Origin of the sequence: Candidatus Thiopontia autotrophica (assembly GCA_014384675.1) — a bacterium.
In the GTDB taxonomy this organism is placed as follows: Bacteria; Pseudomonadota; Gammaproteobacteria.
The window spans coordinates 16,165-32,279 of sequence record JACNFK010000034.1 but is presented as its reverse complement, the minus strand read 5'-3'; the positions used below and the strand labels follow the sequence as shown (position 1 = coordinate 32,279).

The following is a 16,115-nucleotide window of genomic DNA, read 5'->3' as shown; positions in this document are numbered from 1 at the left end:
CTGATCAATAGAAGAAAGCTGCTAAAACTATGAACCTGAATTTTCTGGAATTTGAACAGCCCATTGCCGAGCTGGAGGCAAAAATTGAGGAGCTACGCTATGTGGGTGATGATAGTGAGCTAAATATAAGTGATGAGATCTCCAAGCTCGAGGATAAAAGCAGGGAACTTACACGCTCAATTTTTTCATCCCTGAGCTCTTGGCAAATATCTCAGTTGGCAAGACATCCGCAACGTCCATATACACTGGATTATATTGATAGCATATTGACAGATTTTCAGGAGTTGCATGGTGATCGTGCCTATGCTGATGATGCAGCCCTGGTTTGTGGTATGGCCCGTCTGGAAGGGCAGTCAGTTATGGTAATTGGTCACCAGAAAGGCAGGGATACCAAGGAAAAAGTCAGGCGTAATTTTGGGATGCCTCGTCCTGAAGGGTATAGAAAGGCGTTGCGAGTAATGCGAATGGCAGAACGTTTTGGGCTGCCGATACTTACCTTTATTGATACCCCTGGGGCCTATCCCGGGATGGATGCAGAGGAGCGTGGGCAGAGTGAGGCCATTGCAAGAAACCTTTTTGTCATGGCACGTCTGCGCACTCCAATTATCTGTACGGTAATTGGTGAAGGCGGATCAGGCGGCGCATTGGCGGTTGGGATTGGGGATCGGGGCAATATGATGTCCTACAGCACCTATTCGGTTATCTCTCCTGAGGGGGGCGCATCTATTCTATGGAAAAGCGCAGATAAGGCATCTGATGCAGCCGAAGCAATGGGTCTAACTGCCCCCAGGCTCAAGGAGCTTGGGTTGGTGGATTCTATTATTGAAGAGCCGTTGGGCGGCGCTCACAGGGAGCCTTCTGATGCGGCAGCAGCACTCAAGAAAGAGCTGTTGTCTCAGCTGGAAATACTGAAGAATATTGATGCCGATAAATTGCTGGAAGATCGTTATCAGCGTCTTATGAGCTATGGAAATTTCACCTCCAGCTGACCTTGTACGTGGAGAGTTCTCTCCCCAACAGTTGGTACCATTTTTAAGCAGATATCCCCTGTTCGGGACTATGTTTGTCGCCTTTAGTGGTGGTGTTGATTCATCCTCTCTTCTTCATGCGCTCGCACAGTTGCGAGATAAAGATGGCGGTAATTTTGCGCTGGAGGCCATTCATGTTAACCATGGACTTCAGAGTGAGGCAGGCCAGTGGGAAAATCACTGCATAAAATTCTGTAACCACCGGAATATTCCTCTTCATGTTGTTGCGGTTGATGCAATATCTAAAACTGGAGAGAGTCCGGAAGAGTCTGCCAGGAGAGCACGCTACAGCGCTTTTGCAGGGCAGATACAGAAGGGTGACCAACTGTTTACAGCACATCATCGAGAGGATCAGGCTGAAACATTTCTGTTGCAGGCATTGCGTGGAGCTGGTCCGCGTGGACTCTCTGCTATGGGTGGTGTGGTTTCATTTGCTGCAGGAAAGTTGATGCGTCCACTGCTTCAATTTTCACAACAATCACTGCAGGAGTATGCAGTTAGAGAGCAGTTGGAGTGGGTTGAGGATCCCACCAATCACCAGCAATCTGCAGACAGAAATTTTATTCGTCACGAAATCTTGCCGCGGTTGGAGAGACGATGGCCTGCAGCAGCATTGACACTATCTCGTAGTTCAAGACACTGTGCAGAGGCCTCGCAATTGGTTGAAAAATGGGCAGAGGAGCAGTTGATGGAACTCTCTGTTGGTGACCCCATGCCCCTGATAGTTGATGAGTCAGTAGAAAATAGTAAAGCGAGAATACGTTACTGGCTTGAGATGAATGGCGCAGGATTACCTGATGCGGTACATCTGCAGAGAATAATCAATGAGGTGATTAAGGCAAGGGATGATGCGGTGCCAGTGGTGCGCTGGAAAAATCGTCACAGTAGAGAGGTGACAGTTAGACGATTTCAAGGGCTCCTGTATATAGAGATAGGCAAAGGTCTGGAGATAGATAAGGGGGGCGGTAGAGCTTCAGACTTCTGTATCGAGTGGGATCTGCAGCAGCCACTGCATCTCTCTGAGATTGGGGCCAAGCTGGTTGTCAGAACAGTCTCCAGTGGCGGTATCAGGAAGGATCTGTTGCAAGGCAAAAAGGTTACTGTCCGTTCAAGAGTTGGTGGTGAGCGTTGCCAGTTTGGTGGTGCAAAACAGCGCAGAACACTAAAAAACATACTAAGGGAGAGAGGTGTTCCTCCTTGGGAGAGAGGGCAAATCCCCCTTGTTTTTGTTGGCAATGAGCTGGTTCAGGTGGTTGGCCACTTTATTTGCGCCCCTTATTCTGCAGATAATCAGTCAGATATGGGGGAGAATAGAGATCTAGAAGGGGAGGGGTTGTTGATTGAGAGTGTTCCGGAATAGTTATGGAACCTCTGAAAAAGTTTACTTATCTGATCGTGCAGTATTCATGTTTCTATATGAGGATTTGGGGTTAAGGCTTCTATTCTCGAACAGGCTCCTGAGGTACAATGACTCTCCATGAGAAGTCTCTCTCCAAACATATTCATGGCATCTATTTGGGTAACTCTATGACTCGATACATCTTCATTACTGGTGGTGTGGTCTCCTCTCTTGGAAAGGGAATTGCAGCAGCTTCACTAGGCGCAATTCTTGAGGCTCGTGGTCTGAAGGTGACCATGATGAAGCTTGATCCATATCTTAATGTGGATCCTGGCACCATGAGCCCATTTCAGCATGGTGAGGTGTTTGTTACCGAGGATGGTGCAGAGACAGACCTGGATCTTGGTCACTATGAGCGTTACATCCGCACCAAGATGACCAAAAACAACAATTTTACAGCAGGTCAGATCTATGATTCTGTGCTGAAGAAGGAGCGCCGTGGAGACTATTTGGGCGCAACGGTTCAGGTCATTCCTCATGTAACTGATGAGATCAAAAAATCTATCATTGCTGGTGCAGCATCTGCAGATGAGGATATTGACATAGCGTTGGTAGAAATTGGCGGAACAGTTGGTGATATTGAGTCACTTCCGTTTATGGAGGCTATCAGGCAGCTCGGTCTTGAGGTTGGACACGAGCGTGCCCTCTACGTTCATCTAACCCTGTTGCCATGGATATCAGTTGCCGGAGAGCTAAAAACAAAACCAACTCAGCACTCTGTAAAGGAGTTGAGAAGTATTGGAATACAGCCCGATATCTTGGTGTGCCGTTCTGACCGTCCGATTCCTCAGGGAGAGCGTAAAAAAATAGCACTCTTCACCAATGTGGAGGAGAAGGCTGTTTTCTCGGCAGTTGATGTTGAGAGTATCTATCAGATCCCAATGTTGCTTCATCAGCAGGGGATGGATGAGATTGTCGCCAGCAAATTCCGTCTGGATCTGCCGGAGGCTGATCTGAGTGAGTGGGAACATGTAGTTAATAATCAGCAGAACCCGCAGTATGAGGTCACCATAGGTATGGTGGGTAAATATATGGATTTGACCGAGGCCTACAAGTCGCTATCAGAATCACTTATTCATGCTGGTATTCATACAGATACCAAGGTCAGGATACAGTACCTGGATTCCGAGGACCTGGAAAAGTGTGACATCTCATGTCTTGATGGCCTGGATGCAATTCTGGTTCCGGGTGGTTTTGGCAAGAGGGGTGTTGAGGGGAAGATTGCAGCTGTACAGTTTGCACGAGAGAACAAAATCCCATATCTTGGAATATGTCTGGGAATGCAGGTTGCCGTAATCGAATATGCACGTCATATGGCAAGTATGGATGGGGCACACAGTACAGAGTTTGAGCCAAATACCCCGTATCCGGTAGTTGCCCTGGTTACTGAGTGGCTATCGGCTGATGGTTCGGTTGAGCAGCGTAACGAGGATTCTGATTTGGGGGGCACCATGCGTCTTGGTGGACAGGAGTGCCAATTGGCAGAGGGATCTCTGGTACGTCAGCTCTATGGAGAGGACAAGATTGTTGAACGCCACCGTCACCGTTACGAGGTCAATAGCCAGTTGGTTGCCAGGCTGGAAGATGCGGGGATGATCTTCTCTGGTCGTTCTGCAGATGGGGAGTTGGTAGAGATGGTTGAGCTCAAGGATCATCCATGGTTTGTTGCTTGTCAGTTCCATCCTGAATTCACCTCAACTCCACGAGATGGTCATCCTCTATTTAGTGGATTTGTATCAGCAGCACTGCAATATCATAAAAGAACCTCTGAAAAAGCTTAATGGGATGGTGGTTTGAAAGGCTAGGAGTAGCAAAATAGATGTTAACCGGAAATCCAGAGGAATATAGAATATGAAATTGTGTGGGTTTGAGGTGGGATTGGATCAGCCGCTCTTTCTTATTGCGGGACCGTGCGTGATAGAGAGTCAGCAGTTGGCACTGGACAGTGCGGGTGAGATGAAGGAGATTACCGATCGACTGGGAATCCCGTTTATCTATAAATCATCTTTTGACAAGGCCAACCGTACCTCGGTATCAAGTTATCGTGGCCCTGGGATAGAGGAGGGGTTGCGTATTCTCTCCGCTGTCAAGGAGCAGATAGGCGTGCCGGTTTTAACTGATGTACACGAGGATACCCCGCTTGATGAGGTAAGCGAGGTTGTTGATGTGTTGCAGACCCCGGCATTTCTCTGTCGCCAGACCAACTTTATTCAGAGTGTTGCCAGTCAAGGGTTGCCGGTCAATATTAAAAAAGGACAGTTTCTCTCTCCATGGGACATGAAAAATGTCACCGAGAAAGCCAAGGCTACAGGGAATGAGAATATTATGGCCTGTGAGAGGGGAGCCAGTTTTGGTTACAACAATCTGGTCTCCGATATGCGTTCACTTGCAGTTATGCGTGAAACAGGTTGTCCTGTCGTATTTGACGGGACCCATTCGGTACAGCTTCCTGGTGGACAGGGTGGTACCTCAGGAGGGCAACGCGAGTTTGTTCCTGTGTTGGCACGGGCAGCAGTGGCAGTTGGAGTATCCGGGCTGTTTATGGAGACTCATCCAGATCCTGATAAAGCCCTTAGTGATGGGCCTAATGCATGGCCTTTGGGGAAGATGGAGCCCCTGTTGGAGACCCTGAAGGCGATTGATTTGAGTGTGAAGAGTATGGGGTTTGCAGAACAGGGATAATGTTCTGTACTTGTGAGGGGGATATGATTGGGTCACGTAGTGACTGAACCGGAGCTTCCTTAAAATAGAAATAGTATTGTGAAATTAAAATGGAATTAATATGTCAGAAATAACCAATGTTGTTGCTCGTCAAATTATCGATTCTCGAGGGAACCCAACCGTCGAGGTGGATGTAACAGTTGCCTCTGGTGCAATGGGGCGGGCAGCTGTTCCGTCAGGAGCATCAACCGGATCACGAGAAGCTGTTGAGCTGCGTGATAATGACAAGAGCCGTTATGGCGGCAAGGGTGTACTCAAGGCCGTAGCTCATGCCAATGGCGAGATCAGGGATGCATTGACGGGCAAGGATGTAGAGGCACAGAGTGAGATTGATCAGATCATGATTGATCTTGATGGTACAGATAATAAAGGGAGGCTTGGTGCCAATGCGCTGTTGGCAGTCTCAATGGCATCTGCACACGCTGCAGCAAATGAGCAAGGGGTTCCGCTATATCGATATCTGACACCAGCTGGACCATATAAAATGCCGGTGCCAATGATGAATATCATCAATGGTGGAGAGCATGCAGATAATAGTATTGATCTGCAGGAGTTTATGATCCTGCCAGTTGGAGCAGGTTCAATTGCCGAGGCTGTACGTTATGGGGCTGAGATATTTCATGCATTGAAGAGCGTGCTCTCATCTCAGGGGATGAATACAGCAGTTGGTGATGAGGGTGGGTTTGCTCCAAACCTCTCTTCCAATGAGTCAGCTATCGAGGTGATTCTTGAGGCAGTGGAAAAGGCGGGCTTCAAGGCAGGCAGTGAAATATTTATCGGGATTGATGCGGCAAGTTCAGAGTTCTACCAGGATGGAAAATATAACCTGGCATCAGAGGGTAAGGTGCTGGATTCAACCGGAATGATTGATGTGCTGGAGAGTTGGGTCAATCAATATCCTATCCTTACAATTGAAGATGGATTGGATGAGGGGGATTGGGACGGTTGGAAACAGTTGACTGAGCGCTTGAGCAAGAAAGTGCAGCTGGTTGGTGATGATCTGTTTGTAACCAATACCGCAATACTGAGTGAAGGAATTGAGAAGGGTATTGGAAATTCTATTCTGATCAAGGTTAACCAAATTGGTACATTGACCGAGACTCTTGCGGCCATTCAGATGGCGAAAGATGCAGGTTATACAGCCGTGATTTCACACCGCTCTGGAGAGACTGAGGACGTGACTATTGCAGATTTGGCAGTAGCAACCAGCGCTGGTCAGATCAAGACAGGTTCTCTATCTCGCTCTGACCGTATTGCTAAATACAACCAGTTGATCAGAATAGAAGAGCAGTTGGGGGCAGAAGCACAATATGCAGGGATGGGCGCATTTTACAATCTTCCCTGATAATAAGGTGATGGTCGGGCGATGACTATTCGTCTGTTGATCATAGTGCTCATTTTTTTTCTTGGCTCGTTGCAGTACAAGCTATGGGTTTCTGAAAAAGGGATTCCGCGGCTCTGGGATATGGAGCAGTTAATTGCCAGACAGCATGAGATGAATGTCAGGCTGGAACAGTGTAATCAGGAGCTGCGTGCTGAGGTGGTTGACCTTAAAACAGGAAGAGAGGCTCTGGAAGAGCATGCCCGAAGTGATCTTGGAATGGTAAAACCTGGCGAACTATTTGTCTCAGTGGTAAATTCTACAGAAGTTTCAGGCCACAATATATCTGAGAATGACCCATGCATACAGACCAGCCAGTAATCTGGGGAATTGTTCCGGCTGCCGGTATTGGGTTACGGATGATGGCAGACCGCCCCAAACAGTATCTCGATCTTGCCGGCTCCCCGGTAATCAAACACAGTATTGATGCACTGTTTTCACTAAACAGGATCCAGGGGGTGGTGGTATCCATTGCAGCAGCTGATCAATGGTGGCCTGAGGTTGAGTTTGATGATCATAAAGCTGAGAAAATTTTGGTTGTCGAAGGTGGAAAAGAACGATCTGATTCAGTATTGAATGCACTGAATCTGTTGGCTGATAAAGCATCTGATGATGATTGGGTATTGGTTCACGATGCAGCACGCCCATGTCTTAGAGGCGATGACCTTGAGGATATGGTTGGTAAATTGTGGAATCATCCTGTTGGAGGAATTCTTGCGTCACCACTGGCAGATACAATAAAACGTTCTGGCACCAACAGGGAGATTGTGGAGACGGTGGACCGTTCAGGGCTGTGGCGCGCACTTACGCCACAGATGTTTCGTCTGGGGATGTTGAGGAGTGCGCTGAGACAGAGCATGGAAGATGGTGTTTCTGTTACTGATGATTCACAGGCAATAGAGTATCTTGGTTTTCAACCTGAAATTATCGAGGGGGATGCGGGAAATATGAAGATCACTCATCCCGGAGACATTCTGCTTGCGGAAGAGATCATGCAAAGAGAGCGAGGCAAGAGTTGATGAGAATTGGTCATGGTTTTGATGTTCATGCATTTGAGGATGGTGACCACCTGATGCTTTGTGGTATCAGGGTGCCATACAGCAGACAGTTCAAGGCCCACTCTGACGGAGATGTGGCAATTCATGCGCTTTGTGATGCCTTGCTTGGGGCGGTTGCACTGGGCGATATTGGACAACTGTTTCCAGATAGTGATGATCAATACCGAGGGATGGACAGCCGTTTTTTTCTGAGGGAGATTATGGTGATGGTGGGTGAGAAAGGCTATCAGATTGAGAATATAGATCTAACAATTATTGCCCAGGAGCCAAGGCTGGCTGAATATATTCAATCGATGAGGCAGTTGTTGGCACTGGATCTTGGAGTCGGGGTTGATCAAGTCAATGTGAAGGCAACCACAACAGAACAGCTTGGTTTTGTTGGAGAGAGACAGGGTATCGCTGCACACTCAGTAGCTCTTTTGGCTGCAAAATAGAATGGTACAACCACTACCATATGCATATGGTGCCCCCTCTGCAACCGCAAAAATAAGAAGTTTTCCTGAGGATTTTCAGGTAATTGAAGATCTCGGTTTTGCCCCGTCTGGTCATGGTCAGCATCAGATGATCGAGATTGAGAAGAGGGAGATGAACAGTGATCAGGTCGCATCTATTCTGGCCAAGTATATTGGAGTGAAGCGTAGGGATGTAGGTATGGCCGGCCTGAAAGATCGTTTCGCTATTACCAGACAGTGGTTCTCTGTGGATGTTGCTGGTAGAGAAATTCCTGATTGGCGCACTCTTGAACAGATGGATCTGGAGCAGGGCCAATCATTAAGAATTATTCAGGTTCATGACCATGCAAAAAAAATACGCAGAGGGGCGCTTAAAGGGAATAGCTTTAAGTTGATTTTGCGTGATGTTGAGGGAGATCGAGAGGAGCTGGAGTTGCGTCTGGAGATGGTCAAGAACGAAGGGATCCCAAATTATTTTGGTGAACAACGTTTTGGAAGGGGTGGCGGCAATGTGGAGCGTGCCCTGCAGATGTTCAACAAGAGATATCGCCCAAGAGGAAAGCATGAGCGAGGACTTCTGCTTTCATCGGTGCGCTCAGAGATTTTTAATCGGATATGCGCAAAACGGGTAGAGGCAGGGATCTGGAACCATCCGTTGGGCGGGGAGGTTTATGCATTGGCAAGAAGTCGTGCCTGGTTTCACGAGGATGAGGTTGATGAAGAGATCCTCAGAAGGGTTGCTGAACATGATATCCACCCAACGGCACCTCTTTGGGGGAGGGGCCGGCTTGATTCAACAGCAGAGGCAAAAGCTTTTGAGGAGTCAGCTATTGTGGGGATGGAGGAGATGTGTGGCGGGTTAGAATATGCAGGCCTGTCACAGGATCGTCGAGCTCTTAGGGTGGTTCCTGATAACATGAATTGGAGCTGGCTGGATGGTACAGATCTGGAGCTTGATTTTTGGTTGCCGTCCGGTAGTTATGCCACTGTTGTAATGAGAGAGATCGTATCAGATGTCCGGCCTCTTCAGTAGCACATAGAGAGCTCCACTACCGCCATCTCGTTGACGAGCAGAACAGAAAGCCAGAACACTACCATGGTGTCTGAGCCACATGTTCACCATGCTTTTGAGTATTGGAAGCTTGTCAGCAGAGCGAGTTCCTTTGCCATGGATTAGTCGAAAGCAGCGCACCCCATTATGCAATGCAAACCTGATGAATGAGGCCAACTCCCTGGCTGCCTCCACACTGTTCAGACCGTGCAGATCAAGTTCGTCTCTGGAGCACAAATCACCTCGTTTAAATTTTTTCAAGGTAGAACCGGGAAGCTCTCCGCGCAGATAGAATAGCCTCTCCTCCGGTTGTACCATCTCCAAAAGGGGGTCATTTTTGTCTGTGGCAATAATTGAAGAGTGCTCTTCGGACAGGCTCAGCTCCGAAAAACTATCTTTTATGTGCTCTGAGCGTGCTCTTTGAGAATATGTATCTGCCCGATTATCTTTATTTAGTGGGCGTACATCTCGAGTTATCTCGCGAAATAGTGCGGCATCTTCACTCTCTATTTTATGGTCGCTATCTGAATCTGTCATGAAAACAGATCTCTCCACCACCGTTTGCGATTACCAGGCAGGTGTCGCACCGGTTGCAGATCTTCAGGTTGCTCTTTTGAGAGAACCCATCCTGGTAGAGGTGGCGTCTCACTTGATCCACATGAGACCCCCAGGTTGTTGGGATCATAAATCTTGATCATTGAAGGGGTATGAGGGTGGTCGGTATAGACAATCCCACAGACTCGTTCATTGTGATCCTTGCGCAGAAGCGCATCAATTTTGGTGATGAAGTGTCGGAGATCATCTGGTGACGAGGTGGTTGCCGGCGGTTTTTCACCTACAGCGTAGATATACCATCCACTTAACTCTTCCTCAAGTAGGCGCTGCCAGAAAGTGGTTAAGTCATCCCACTGTAGCAGGCTACTGAATGAACCATTAAAGGTTTGTCGGTAGGTTGATCGCGCTTGATTCATCTGTTGAATTATACTTGACTCTTGCGGGCAGGTTTTTCAAGACTCTTGTTGCTTCTCCAGTTCTCTAGTGCCCACTCCCATACACTGTTTAATGGGTATGTAAGAAGTTCGTTTGGCGGATTTTGCCCCAGAAATTCAAGAGCATTAAATATGTTCTCTACAGGTTTATCCCGGTTGATCGGTTGTGTTTGGTGTTGTTTGCTTAGTTTGATTCCATGGTTATCTACTGCAATTGGCAGGTGGGCATAATTGGGAGTTGTATAATCCAGTTGCTGTTGTAGATAGATCTGCCTTGGGGTTGATTCCAGTAGATCACTGCCGCGTACAATATGGGTGATTCCCTGAAGATAGTCATCAACTACTACTGCAAGTTGATAGGCATAGATCCCATCTCTGCGTCGAACTATAAAATCACCTATATTTTTTTTCATGTTCCATAGGTGTCTTCCCTGCCATTTGTCATTGAGTGTAATAACCTCATCATCAACTCGGATCCGTATTGCATGGTTCTCTAGTGGTAGATTTTTATTTCGGCAACTCCCTGGATAGGGAGTGATCCCTTTTAGTTGGTTGCGACTACATTCGCATGCAAACAGCAGGTCCGACTCAAGCAACAGCTTCAGGCTCTCTTGGTAATATTCGTTACGTGTGCTCTGAAAAATTACAGAGTGGTCCCACTGCATCTGGTGTCGCTCCAGAGTAGCAAGAATAGAGTCAGTAGCCCCATGAGCTGTTCTTGGTAAATCAAGATCTTCGATACGAACCAGCCATTCACCGCTATTGGTTTTTGCTTCAAGATAACTTCCGGTAGCCGCAACAAGTGAACCGAAGTGGAGGTCACCACTTGGAGAAGGGGCAAAACGCCCTCGATAATTGGTATGATTGATATCTACCACTTGCAAGTTTTATTGATATTTGTTAAAATAATAGAATACATGATTATGTGTGATCTATACCCAAAGGCCTAAATATTATGCAGAATAGCGGAGAAAAAAGAGAAGATTGTAGAACTATAATCGAGAGCCGCAACAGGGATGGGGATAAATTTCGTCCCAGTGACTGGATTGAACGGATTTCATCGCAGATTGCACAGTATGGCAGAGGAAGGAGTCTTGGTTATCGTGATTGCGCACGTCCACGCATAATTAATGGCGAAAAATGTCTGGTGATTGAGCAGCGATTAAGTGTGAGGGATCCCGATGCCTACGCTTTTGTTAAAGAGTTTGCGGATACAAATAACCTCAAGGTCAGAGAGGAGTGTTCAGCCCCAAAGGAGGGGTGATCTCTTAAGGAAGCTCTGATTAAGGCACTTCGTGACCCATAAGATTTTTCAGGGGTTACTTAATTTGATTTTTCCTTGATCTCCTCAAGTTCTTTGCAGTCAATGCAGAGAGTTGCGGTTGGGCGTGCTTCCAGTCGTTTAATGCCAATCTCTATTCCGCAGGATTCACAATAACCATACTCATCACCATCCAGCTCATGGAGGGTTTTATCTATTTTTCTGATTAGCTTGCGTTCACGGTCACGGGTTCTCAGCTCCAGTGAAAACTCCTCTTCCAGAGTGGCCCTGTCACTAGGGTCTGGTAGGTTGGCAGTCTCATCCTGCATGTGGTGAACAGTACGATCAACCTCTTCCATTAACTGATGTTTCCAGGCTAGAAGTACCTCTTCGAAGTGGCTCTTCTGGTTATCGTTCATGTACTCTTCGCCCTTTTTAGGCTTGTATGGTTTGATGCCACCGACTAATAGCGTTGACTTCTTCTTCTTTGCGGCCATGCCGTTATTGCTCCTGACAGTATGAGAAAAGAGCGCATTGATACCAGATTGAATTCATTCTGGCAACCTAAATGTGCCTATTCTAAAAACAGGAAGAGATCTTGCAAGATGGTTTTCAGATCTCCTCTCCATGAGATAATGGTCGGGTATGATATCACGATGATGAGAAAAACAGTTGTTTCTCATCTTTTAAATGAACAGGAAAAAAGGGATAGAATGAAGGCGATAATTTTTGATGTTGACGGCACCCTGGCGGATACAGAGAGAGATGGACATAGAGTTGCATTTAATCTGGCGTTTGCAGATGCCGGGCTTGACTGGGTATGGAGCGAAGAGATGTACGGCAGGCTTCTGGCTGTTACTGGTGGAAAGGAGAGAATCAGACATTACATTGAGTTGGAGGAGCCTGAGTATCCAACTGTGGATGATCTGAGTGCATGGATTGCGTCTCTTCACGCATCAAAAACAGAACATTTCGTCTCTCTGCTACAAGCTGGAGAGATCCCTCTGCGTAGTGGTGTACGAAGACTGTTGACTGAGGCACATGAGGCTGGAGTAACTCTTGCGATTGCTACCACCACAACCCCTCAAAATGTCTCTGCACTACTGGAGCATGCCATGTTTCCTGGGGCAGAATCATGGTTCAAGATTATTGGTGCTGGTGATATCGTCCCCAACAAGAAGCCTTCGTCTGATATATATGACTATGTGTTGGCAGAGCTGGGCCTCTCTGCTGCTGAATGTATAGCCATTGAGGATTCTCACAATGGGCTCAGCTCCTCACTTGAGGCGGGGTTAACAACCATTGTGACAGTCAATGGTTATACTGAGGCGGAGGATTTTACCGGGGCCGCGTTGGTTCTGGATCAGATGGGTGAGTCAAATGACCATTGCCATGTATTGCAGGGAGATAGAGAGAAAAAAACAGTGCTTGATCTCGAGTGGGTTAAGTCGGTGTGGAGTAGATGAGTTTTCGTCCAAGTGATCGAGTAGAAGAAATTGAGCCATTTTATGTGATGGAGTTGCTGGCTCGTGCGCGCGAACTGGAGAGAGAGGGTAGAACTATAGTTCATATGGAGGTTGGGGAGCCGGATTTCGATACCCCGGAGTCCATTGTCAGGGCTGGAGTTGAAGCGTTAAACAAGGGGCACCATCATTACACCCCGGCACTTGGACTAACAGAACTTAGAGAAAAAATTGCAGATCACTATAATAGTACCTACGGCAAAAAAGTTCTGGCAGAACAGATTGTAGTAACACCCGGCTCATCAGGTGCGCTTCAGTTGTTGATAGCTCTTCTGGTTAATCCTGGTGATGAGGTCTTGATGGCAGATCCGGGTTATCCATGTAATCGTCATTTTGTTCGTATATTTGAAGGAGTGACGGTTTCAGTTCCGGTTGATGCTACCACCAGATTTCAATTGACCGCAGAATTGGTTGGTAAGTATTGGAGCGAAAAGAGCAGAGTGGTAATGATCTCCTCTCCATCAAATCCAACAGGTAGTGTTATTGCGGCCAATGAGCTGAAAAAAATTGCCCTGCTGGTGGAGGAGCGTGGTGGGGTCTTGATTGTGGATGAGATCTATCAGGGGCTGATTTATGATGGGTCTAGAGATACGGCTATAGATCTTCCTGGAACAGTGTTTGTAGTAAACAGCTTCTCCAAATATTATGGGATGACAGGGTGGCGTCTTGGTTGGCTGGTCTCCTTAAATATGGAGGCAGTCAGTGGGTTGGATCGGCTCTCTCAGAATCTGTTTCTGGCTCCACCAACACCATCTCAGTATGCGGCGCTCGTGGCATTTGAGCCAGAGACTGAAAGAGTACTGCAGGAGCGCTGTGACCGTTTTAGAAGACGCAGGGACTTTCTCTATGCGGCTCTGTTGGAGCTTGGGCTCAAGATAGATAGAGTGCCGGATGGTGCCTTTTATCTATATGCAGACTGTAGTGACCTGTCATCTGACAGTAGTCAGTTTGCGGCTGATCTGCTGGAGCAGGCGGGGGTTGCGGTTACTCCCGGAAAAGATTTTACAGTAAGAGATCCGAGGCGCTGGATACGGTTTGCCTACACCACCTCATTGGATCAGCTACAGCTTGGTGTGGAGCGGATCAGAAGTTTTCTTTCTACTCAAGGCGGGATGGGCCGATGAGGCATCAAATAACATTGCAACAGTTTCGCATGCTGCGACTACCTGTGGCGCTACACAGGGCTGGGCAGTTTATTGGCGTTGCCGGAGTGTGCTACTGGTTTTGGTGGGTACTGGTGGAAAAGGGCTTTCTGCAGACGCTGCTATCAGATGATCTGGGGATGCAGGCAATTTTGTTGGGGGTTCCTCTGGTTCTTATTCTGCCGGCAATATATTACACAGCACTCTTTATTCTACTGAGAGTGCTTTTTTGGCTAGGAAGCTCTGATGAAGAAGTCTCTGATGAAGATACTTCGTGATCCAATCAGATCCTGTCTACAAACGAAGAGCAGGAAGGATGGCGGCACCATAGGCGGCCTCGGTCTGTGTGGCAGTAGAGACTGGAACACCTATCTGTTGTTGACGAATAATTTGCCATTTCTGGTTGTCTGCGCCACCCCCTGCGGTAACTATTCGGTTTGGAAAAGGTGCCCCCAGCTTGTGCATCTTCAGATATCCCTGTTTCTCTATTGCGGTCAGCCCCTCGATAATCCCCTGAAAAAATAGTTTATCGTCATCTGGTCGTGGCGTCAGTCGCGGTTGTAGATTTGGATCAGAGATGGGGAAGCGTTCGCCTGCAGTGGATAGTGGGTAGTAATCTAGTCCGGTCGGGATGTCTGGTTCAATTAGCTGACTCAGTTCGTCTATCTTTTTACGCGAGAAGTAGTCAAGCAAAATTCCGGAACCGGCACTGGAGGCACCACTTACCAGCCATGATTCTCCCAGGCGATGACTGTAGACCCCGTCTTGTGGCGAGAAAATCGGGATAGGGGAGAGGATTTTGAGAGCTGTTGTAGTTCCCAGTGAGGTCACGGCATCTCCAGTTTTATTGATGCCGGCAGCAATAGTGGCAGCGATGCTGTCAGTGGTTCCTGTATGGATATGAATACTATCCCGCTGGTTTTTTGGTATACCCCACTCAACAGCCAGTTGACTGTTCAGGGTAGCATACCGAGTTCCGGGAGGAGAGACGGCAGGTAGTATGTCGGATGGCAGGACGAGGCTGTCCATCCACTGTGGCCAGTTGCGTTTAATCGGGTCGTAGCCCATTTTAAGTGCATTGTTTTCATCGCTCTGACCGAATACTCCGCCCAGTCTGTTGCTGATCCAGTCTGCCTGGTGGAGTGCTAGTAGACCACTGGATTTGTCGATATCACTGTTGTTCTCCAGTAGCCAGAGAAGCTTTGCAAGAGAAGATGATGGTCCGTGTGCACCACTGCTTATAGGGGCCCTTTGCGAGATCCTGTCAGCTGCGGCAACTGCTCTCTGGTCATCGTACATTAGTGCCGCAGTTAATGGGTTTCCATAACGGTCGGAGAGGAGCAGGGTGGACGAGGTTCCATCTACAGTGATTGTCTCTACTGTTTCAGTGGAAAGTTTTGAGATCAGTTGCCCCATAACCTCTATTGTTGCGAGCCACCAATCATCAGGGTCCTGCACAGACCACCCAGCATGTTCTCTCTCTGATGGAGGAAGGGATACGCTGTTTTGTGCAAGAACCTCTCTTTTATGGTTGACGGCGATGGCCCGGCAGCCAGATGTTCCCAGGTCTATTCCTATATGGATGGCCATCCGGAAGCGTGGATCAGGAGGTGGTTGGCGTAGCCCCGGGCAGTTGAATAACGGCAGCAGATGTCCAGTCAGGGGCTTTGTGTTCTGCTACAACCGTGGTGTACACGCCACCACGGACATTAAATATAGCGGTCAGGCGCATAAATCTGGGATGGGTTGCAGCTACCAGATCAGAGAGGATCTGGTTAGTGACAGCTTCATGGAAGGCGCCCTTGTCGCGATATGACCATACATACATTTTAAATGATTTTAGCTCTACACATAGTTGATCAGGGACGTACTCCAGCTCCAGCGTTGCAAAGTCTGGCTGTCCTGTTTTTGGACATAGACAGGTGAATTCAGGGGTCTGAATACGAATCGTATAGTCACGTTCCGGGGTGGGGCTTTCAAAGGTCTCTAATTCTTCACTTGGCTTGCTTGGCATCTCTATCTATCCCTGTTTATATACCCAATAAAACAATTAGATAAGTTATAAATCTAATCTAATTTCATTGATGGTTTATTGTTGATTTGGGTGCTA

General features: G+C 47.6%; 19 protein-coding genes. 13 read left to right on the top strand and 6 right to left on the bottom strand.

Annotated features, from left to right (window positions below):
• Nucleotides 1–29 precede the first annotated feature (29 nt).
• The 9 genes from accA to truD all read left to right on the top strand — a co-directional run bounded on the left by accA (nucleotide 30) and on the right by truD (nucleotide 9,072).
• Nucleotides 30–989 (top strand): acetyl-CoA carboxylase carboxyl transferase subunit alpha, encoded by a 960-nt coding sequence (gene accA, locus H8D24_06730; GenBank protein MBC8520082.1) that lies wholly within the window; start codon nucleotides 30–32, stop codon nucleotides 987–989.
• On the top strand, nucleotides 967–2,388 hold the full coding sequence (gene tilS, locus H8D24_06725) for a tRNA lysidine(34) synthetase TilS (protein MBC8520081.1): 1,422 nt from the start codon (nucleotides 967–969) through the stop codon (nucleotides 2,386–2,388). Before accA ends, tilS begins: the two co-directional genes overlap by 23 nt.
• 167 nt (nucleotides 2,389–2,555) lie before the next feature.
• On the top strand, nucleotides 2,556–4,208 hold the full coding sequence (locus tag H8D24_06720) for a CTP synthase (GenBank protein ID MBC8520080.1): 1,653 nt from the start codon (nucleotides 2,556–2,558) through the stop codon (nucleotides 4,206–4,208).
• A gap of 70 nt (nucleotides 4,209–4,278) precedes the next feature.
• Nucleotides 4,279–5,109: a 3-deoxy-8-phosphooctulonate synthase gene (gene kdsA / locus H8D24_06715; protein MBC8520079.1), complete on the top strand. Its 831-nt coding sequence runs from the start codon at nucleotides 4,279–4,281 to the stop codon at nucleotides 5,107–5,109.
• A 100-nt stretch (nucleotides 5,110–5,209) separates the two neighbouring features.
• On the top strand, nucleotides 5,210–6,493 hold the full coding sequence (gene eno / locus H8D24_06710; protein ID MBC8520078.1) for a phosphopyruvate hydratase: 1,284 nt from the start codon (nucleotides 5,210–5,212) through the stop codon (nucleotides 6,491–6,493).
• Nucleotides 6,494–6,520: 27 nt separating this feature from the next.
• On the top strand, nucleotides 6,521–6,850 hold the full coding sequence (gene ftsB / locus H8D24_06705) for a cell division protein FtsB (protein ID MBC8520077.1): 330 nt from the start codon (nucleotides 6,521–6,523) through the stop codon (nucleotides 6,848–6,850).
• Complete coding sequence (gene ispD / locus H8D24_06700) at nucleotides 6,829–7,548, top strand: 2-C-methyl-D-erythritol 4-phosphate cytidylyltransferase (GenBank protein ID MBC8520076.1); 720 nt, start codon at nucleotides 6,829–6,831, stop codon at nucleotides 7,546–7,548. The genes ftsB and ispD overlap by 22 nt, the downstream gene beginning before the upstream one ends.
• A complete protein-coding gene (gene ispF / locus H8D24_06695; GenBank protein ID MBC8520075.1) occupies nucleotides 7,548–8,021 on the top strand; it encodes a 2-C-methyl-D-erythritol 2,4-cyclodiphosphate synthase in 474 nt (157 codons plus the stop codon). Before ispD ends, ispF begins: the two co-directional genes overlap by 1 nt.
• 1 nt (nucleotide 8,022) lies before the next feature.
• Nucleotides 8,023–9,072 carry a tRNA pseudouridine(13) synthase TruD gene (truD, locus tag H8D24_06690; GenBank protein ID MBC8520074.1) on the top strand — a complete coding sequence of 350 codons (1,050 nt, stop codon included), beginning with the start codon at nucleotides 8,023–8,025 and terminating at the stop codon, nucleotides 9,070–9,072.
• Here the strand turns inward: truD and H8D24_06685 are convergent.
• From H8D24_06685 to gluQRS, 3 genes are read right to left on the bottom strand one after another with little or no spacing between them, the layout of a single operon-like run.
• Nucleotides 9,049–9,627, bottom strand: a complete 579-nt coding sequence (locus H8D24_06685; GenBank protein MBC8520073.1) for a Smr/MutS family protein — start codon at nucleotides 9,625–9,627, stop codon at nucleotides 9,049–9,051. The two genes, truD and H8D24_06685, sit on opposite strands and share 24 nt — an antisense overlap.
• The gene (locus tag H8D24_06680; protein ID MBC8520072.1) at nucleotides 9,624–10,061 is read right to left on the bottom strand and encodes a hypothetical protein; all 438 of its coding nucleotides are present in this window, start codon (nucleotides 10,059–10,061) and stop codon (nucleotides 9,624–9,626) included. The genes H8D24_06685 and H8D24_06680 overlap by 4 nt, the downstream gene beginning before the upstream one ends.
• 8 nt (nucleotides 10,062–10,069) lie before the next feature.
• A complete protein-coding gene (gluQRS, locus tag H8D24_06675; protein ID MBC8520071.1) occupies nucleotides 10,070–10,948 on the bottom strand; it encodes a tRNA glutamyl-Q(34) synthetase GluQRS in 879 nt (292 codons plus the stop codon).
• Nucleotides 10,949–11,034: 86 nt separating this feature from the next.
• Here gluQRS and H8D24_06670 point away from each other — a divergent pair, with 86 nt between their 5' ends.
• On the top strand, nucleotides 11,035–11,343 hold the full coding sequence (locus H8D24_06670) for a DUF3579 domain-containing protein (protein ID MBC8520070.1): 309 nt from the start codon (nucleotides 11,035–11,037) through the stop codon (nucleotides 11,341–11,343).
• 59 nt (nucleotides 11,344–11,402) lie between these two features.
• Here the strand turns inward: H8D24_06670 and dksA are convergent, their stop codons facing one another.
• Nucleotides 11,403–11,837 carry an RNA polymerase-binding protein DksA gene (gene dksA, locus H8D24_06665; protein MBC8520069.1) on the bottom strand — a complete coding sequence of 145 codons (435 nt, stop codon included), beginning with the start codon at nucleotides 11,835–11,837 and terminating at the stop codon, nucleotides 11,403–11,405.
• Nucleotides 11,838–12,053: 216 nt separating this feature from the next.
• Between dksA and H8D24_06660 the strand changes: the two genes are divergently transcribed.
• The 3 genes from H8D24_06660 to H8D24_06650 are packed head-to-tail and all read left to right on the top strand — an operon-like array spanning nucleotide 12,054 to nucleotide 14,283.
• On the top strand, nucleotides 12,054–12,806 hold the full coding sequence (locus H8D24_06660) for an HAD family hydrolase (protein MBC8520068.1): 753 nt from the start codon (nucleotides 12,054–12,056) through the stop codon (nucleotides 12,804–12,806).
• Entirely contained in the window at nucleotides 12,803–13,987 is a 1,185-nt protein-coding gene (locus tag H8D24_06655) for an aminotransferase class I/II-fold pyridoxal phosphate-dependent enzyme (GenBank protein ID MBC8520067.1), read from the top strand. The genes H8D24_06660 and H8D24_06655 overlap by 4 nt, the downstream gene beginning before the upstream one ends.
• Nucleotides 13,984–14,283, top strand: a complete 300-nt coding sequence (locus H8D24_06650) for a hypothetical protein (GenBank protein MBC8520066.1) — start codon at nucleotides 13,984–13,986, stop codon at nucleotides 14,281–14,283. The genes H8D24_06655 and H8D24_06650 overlap by 4 nt, the downstream gene beginning before the upstream one ends.
• A 16-nt stretch (nucleotides 14,284–14,299) precedes the next feature.
• Here the strand turns inward: H8D24_06650 and H8D24_06645 are convergent, their stop codons facing one another.
• Together H8D24_06645 and queF are read right to left on the bottom strand one after the other, a co-directional pair.
• The gene (locus H8D24_06645; GenBank protein MBC8520065.1) at nucleotides 14,300–15,595 is read right to left on the bottom strand and encodes an FGGY-family carbohydrate kinase; all 1,296 of its coding nucleotides are present in this window, start codon (nucleotides 15,593–15,595) and stop codon (nucleotides 14,300–14,302) included.
• 13 nt (nucleotides 15,596–15,608) lie between these two features.
• Nucleotides 15,609–16,019 carry an NADPH-dependent 7-cyano-7-deazaguanine reductase QueF gene (gene queF / locus H8D24_06640; protein ID MBC8520064.1) on the bottom strand — a complete coding sequence of 137 codons (411 nt, stop codon included), beginning with the start codon at nucleotides 16,017–16,019 and terminating at the stop codon, nucleotides 15,609–15,611.
• Nucleotides 16,020–16,115 lie beyond the last annotated feature (96 nt).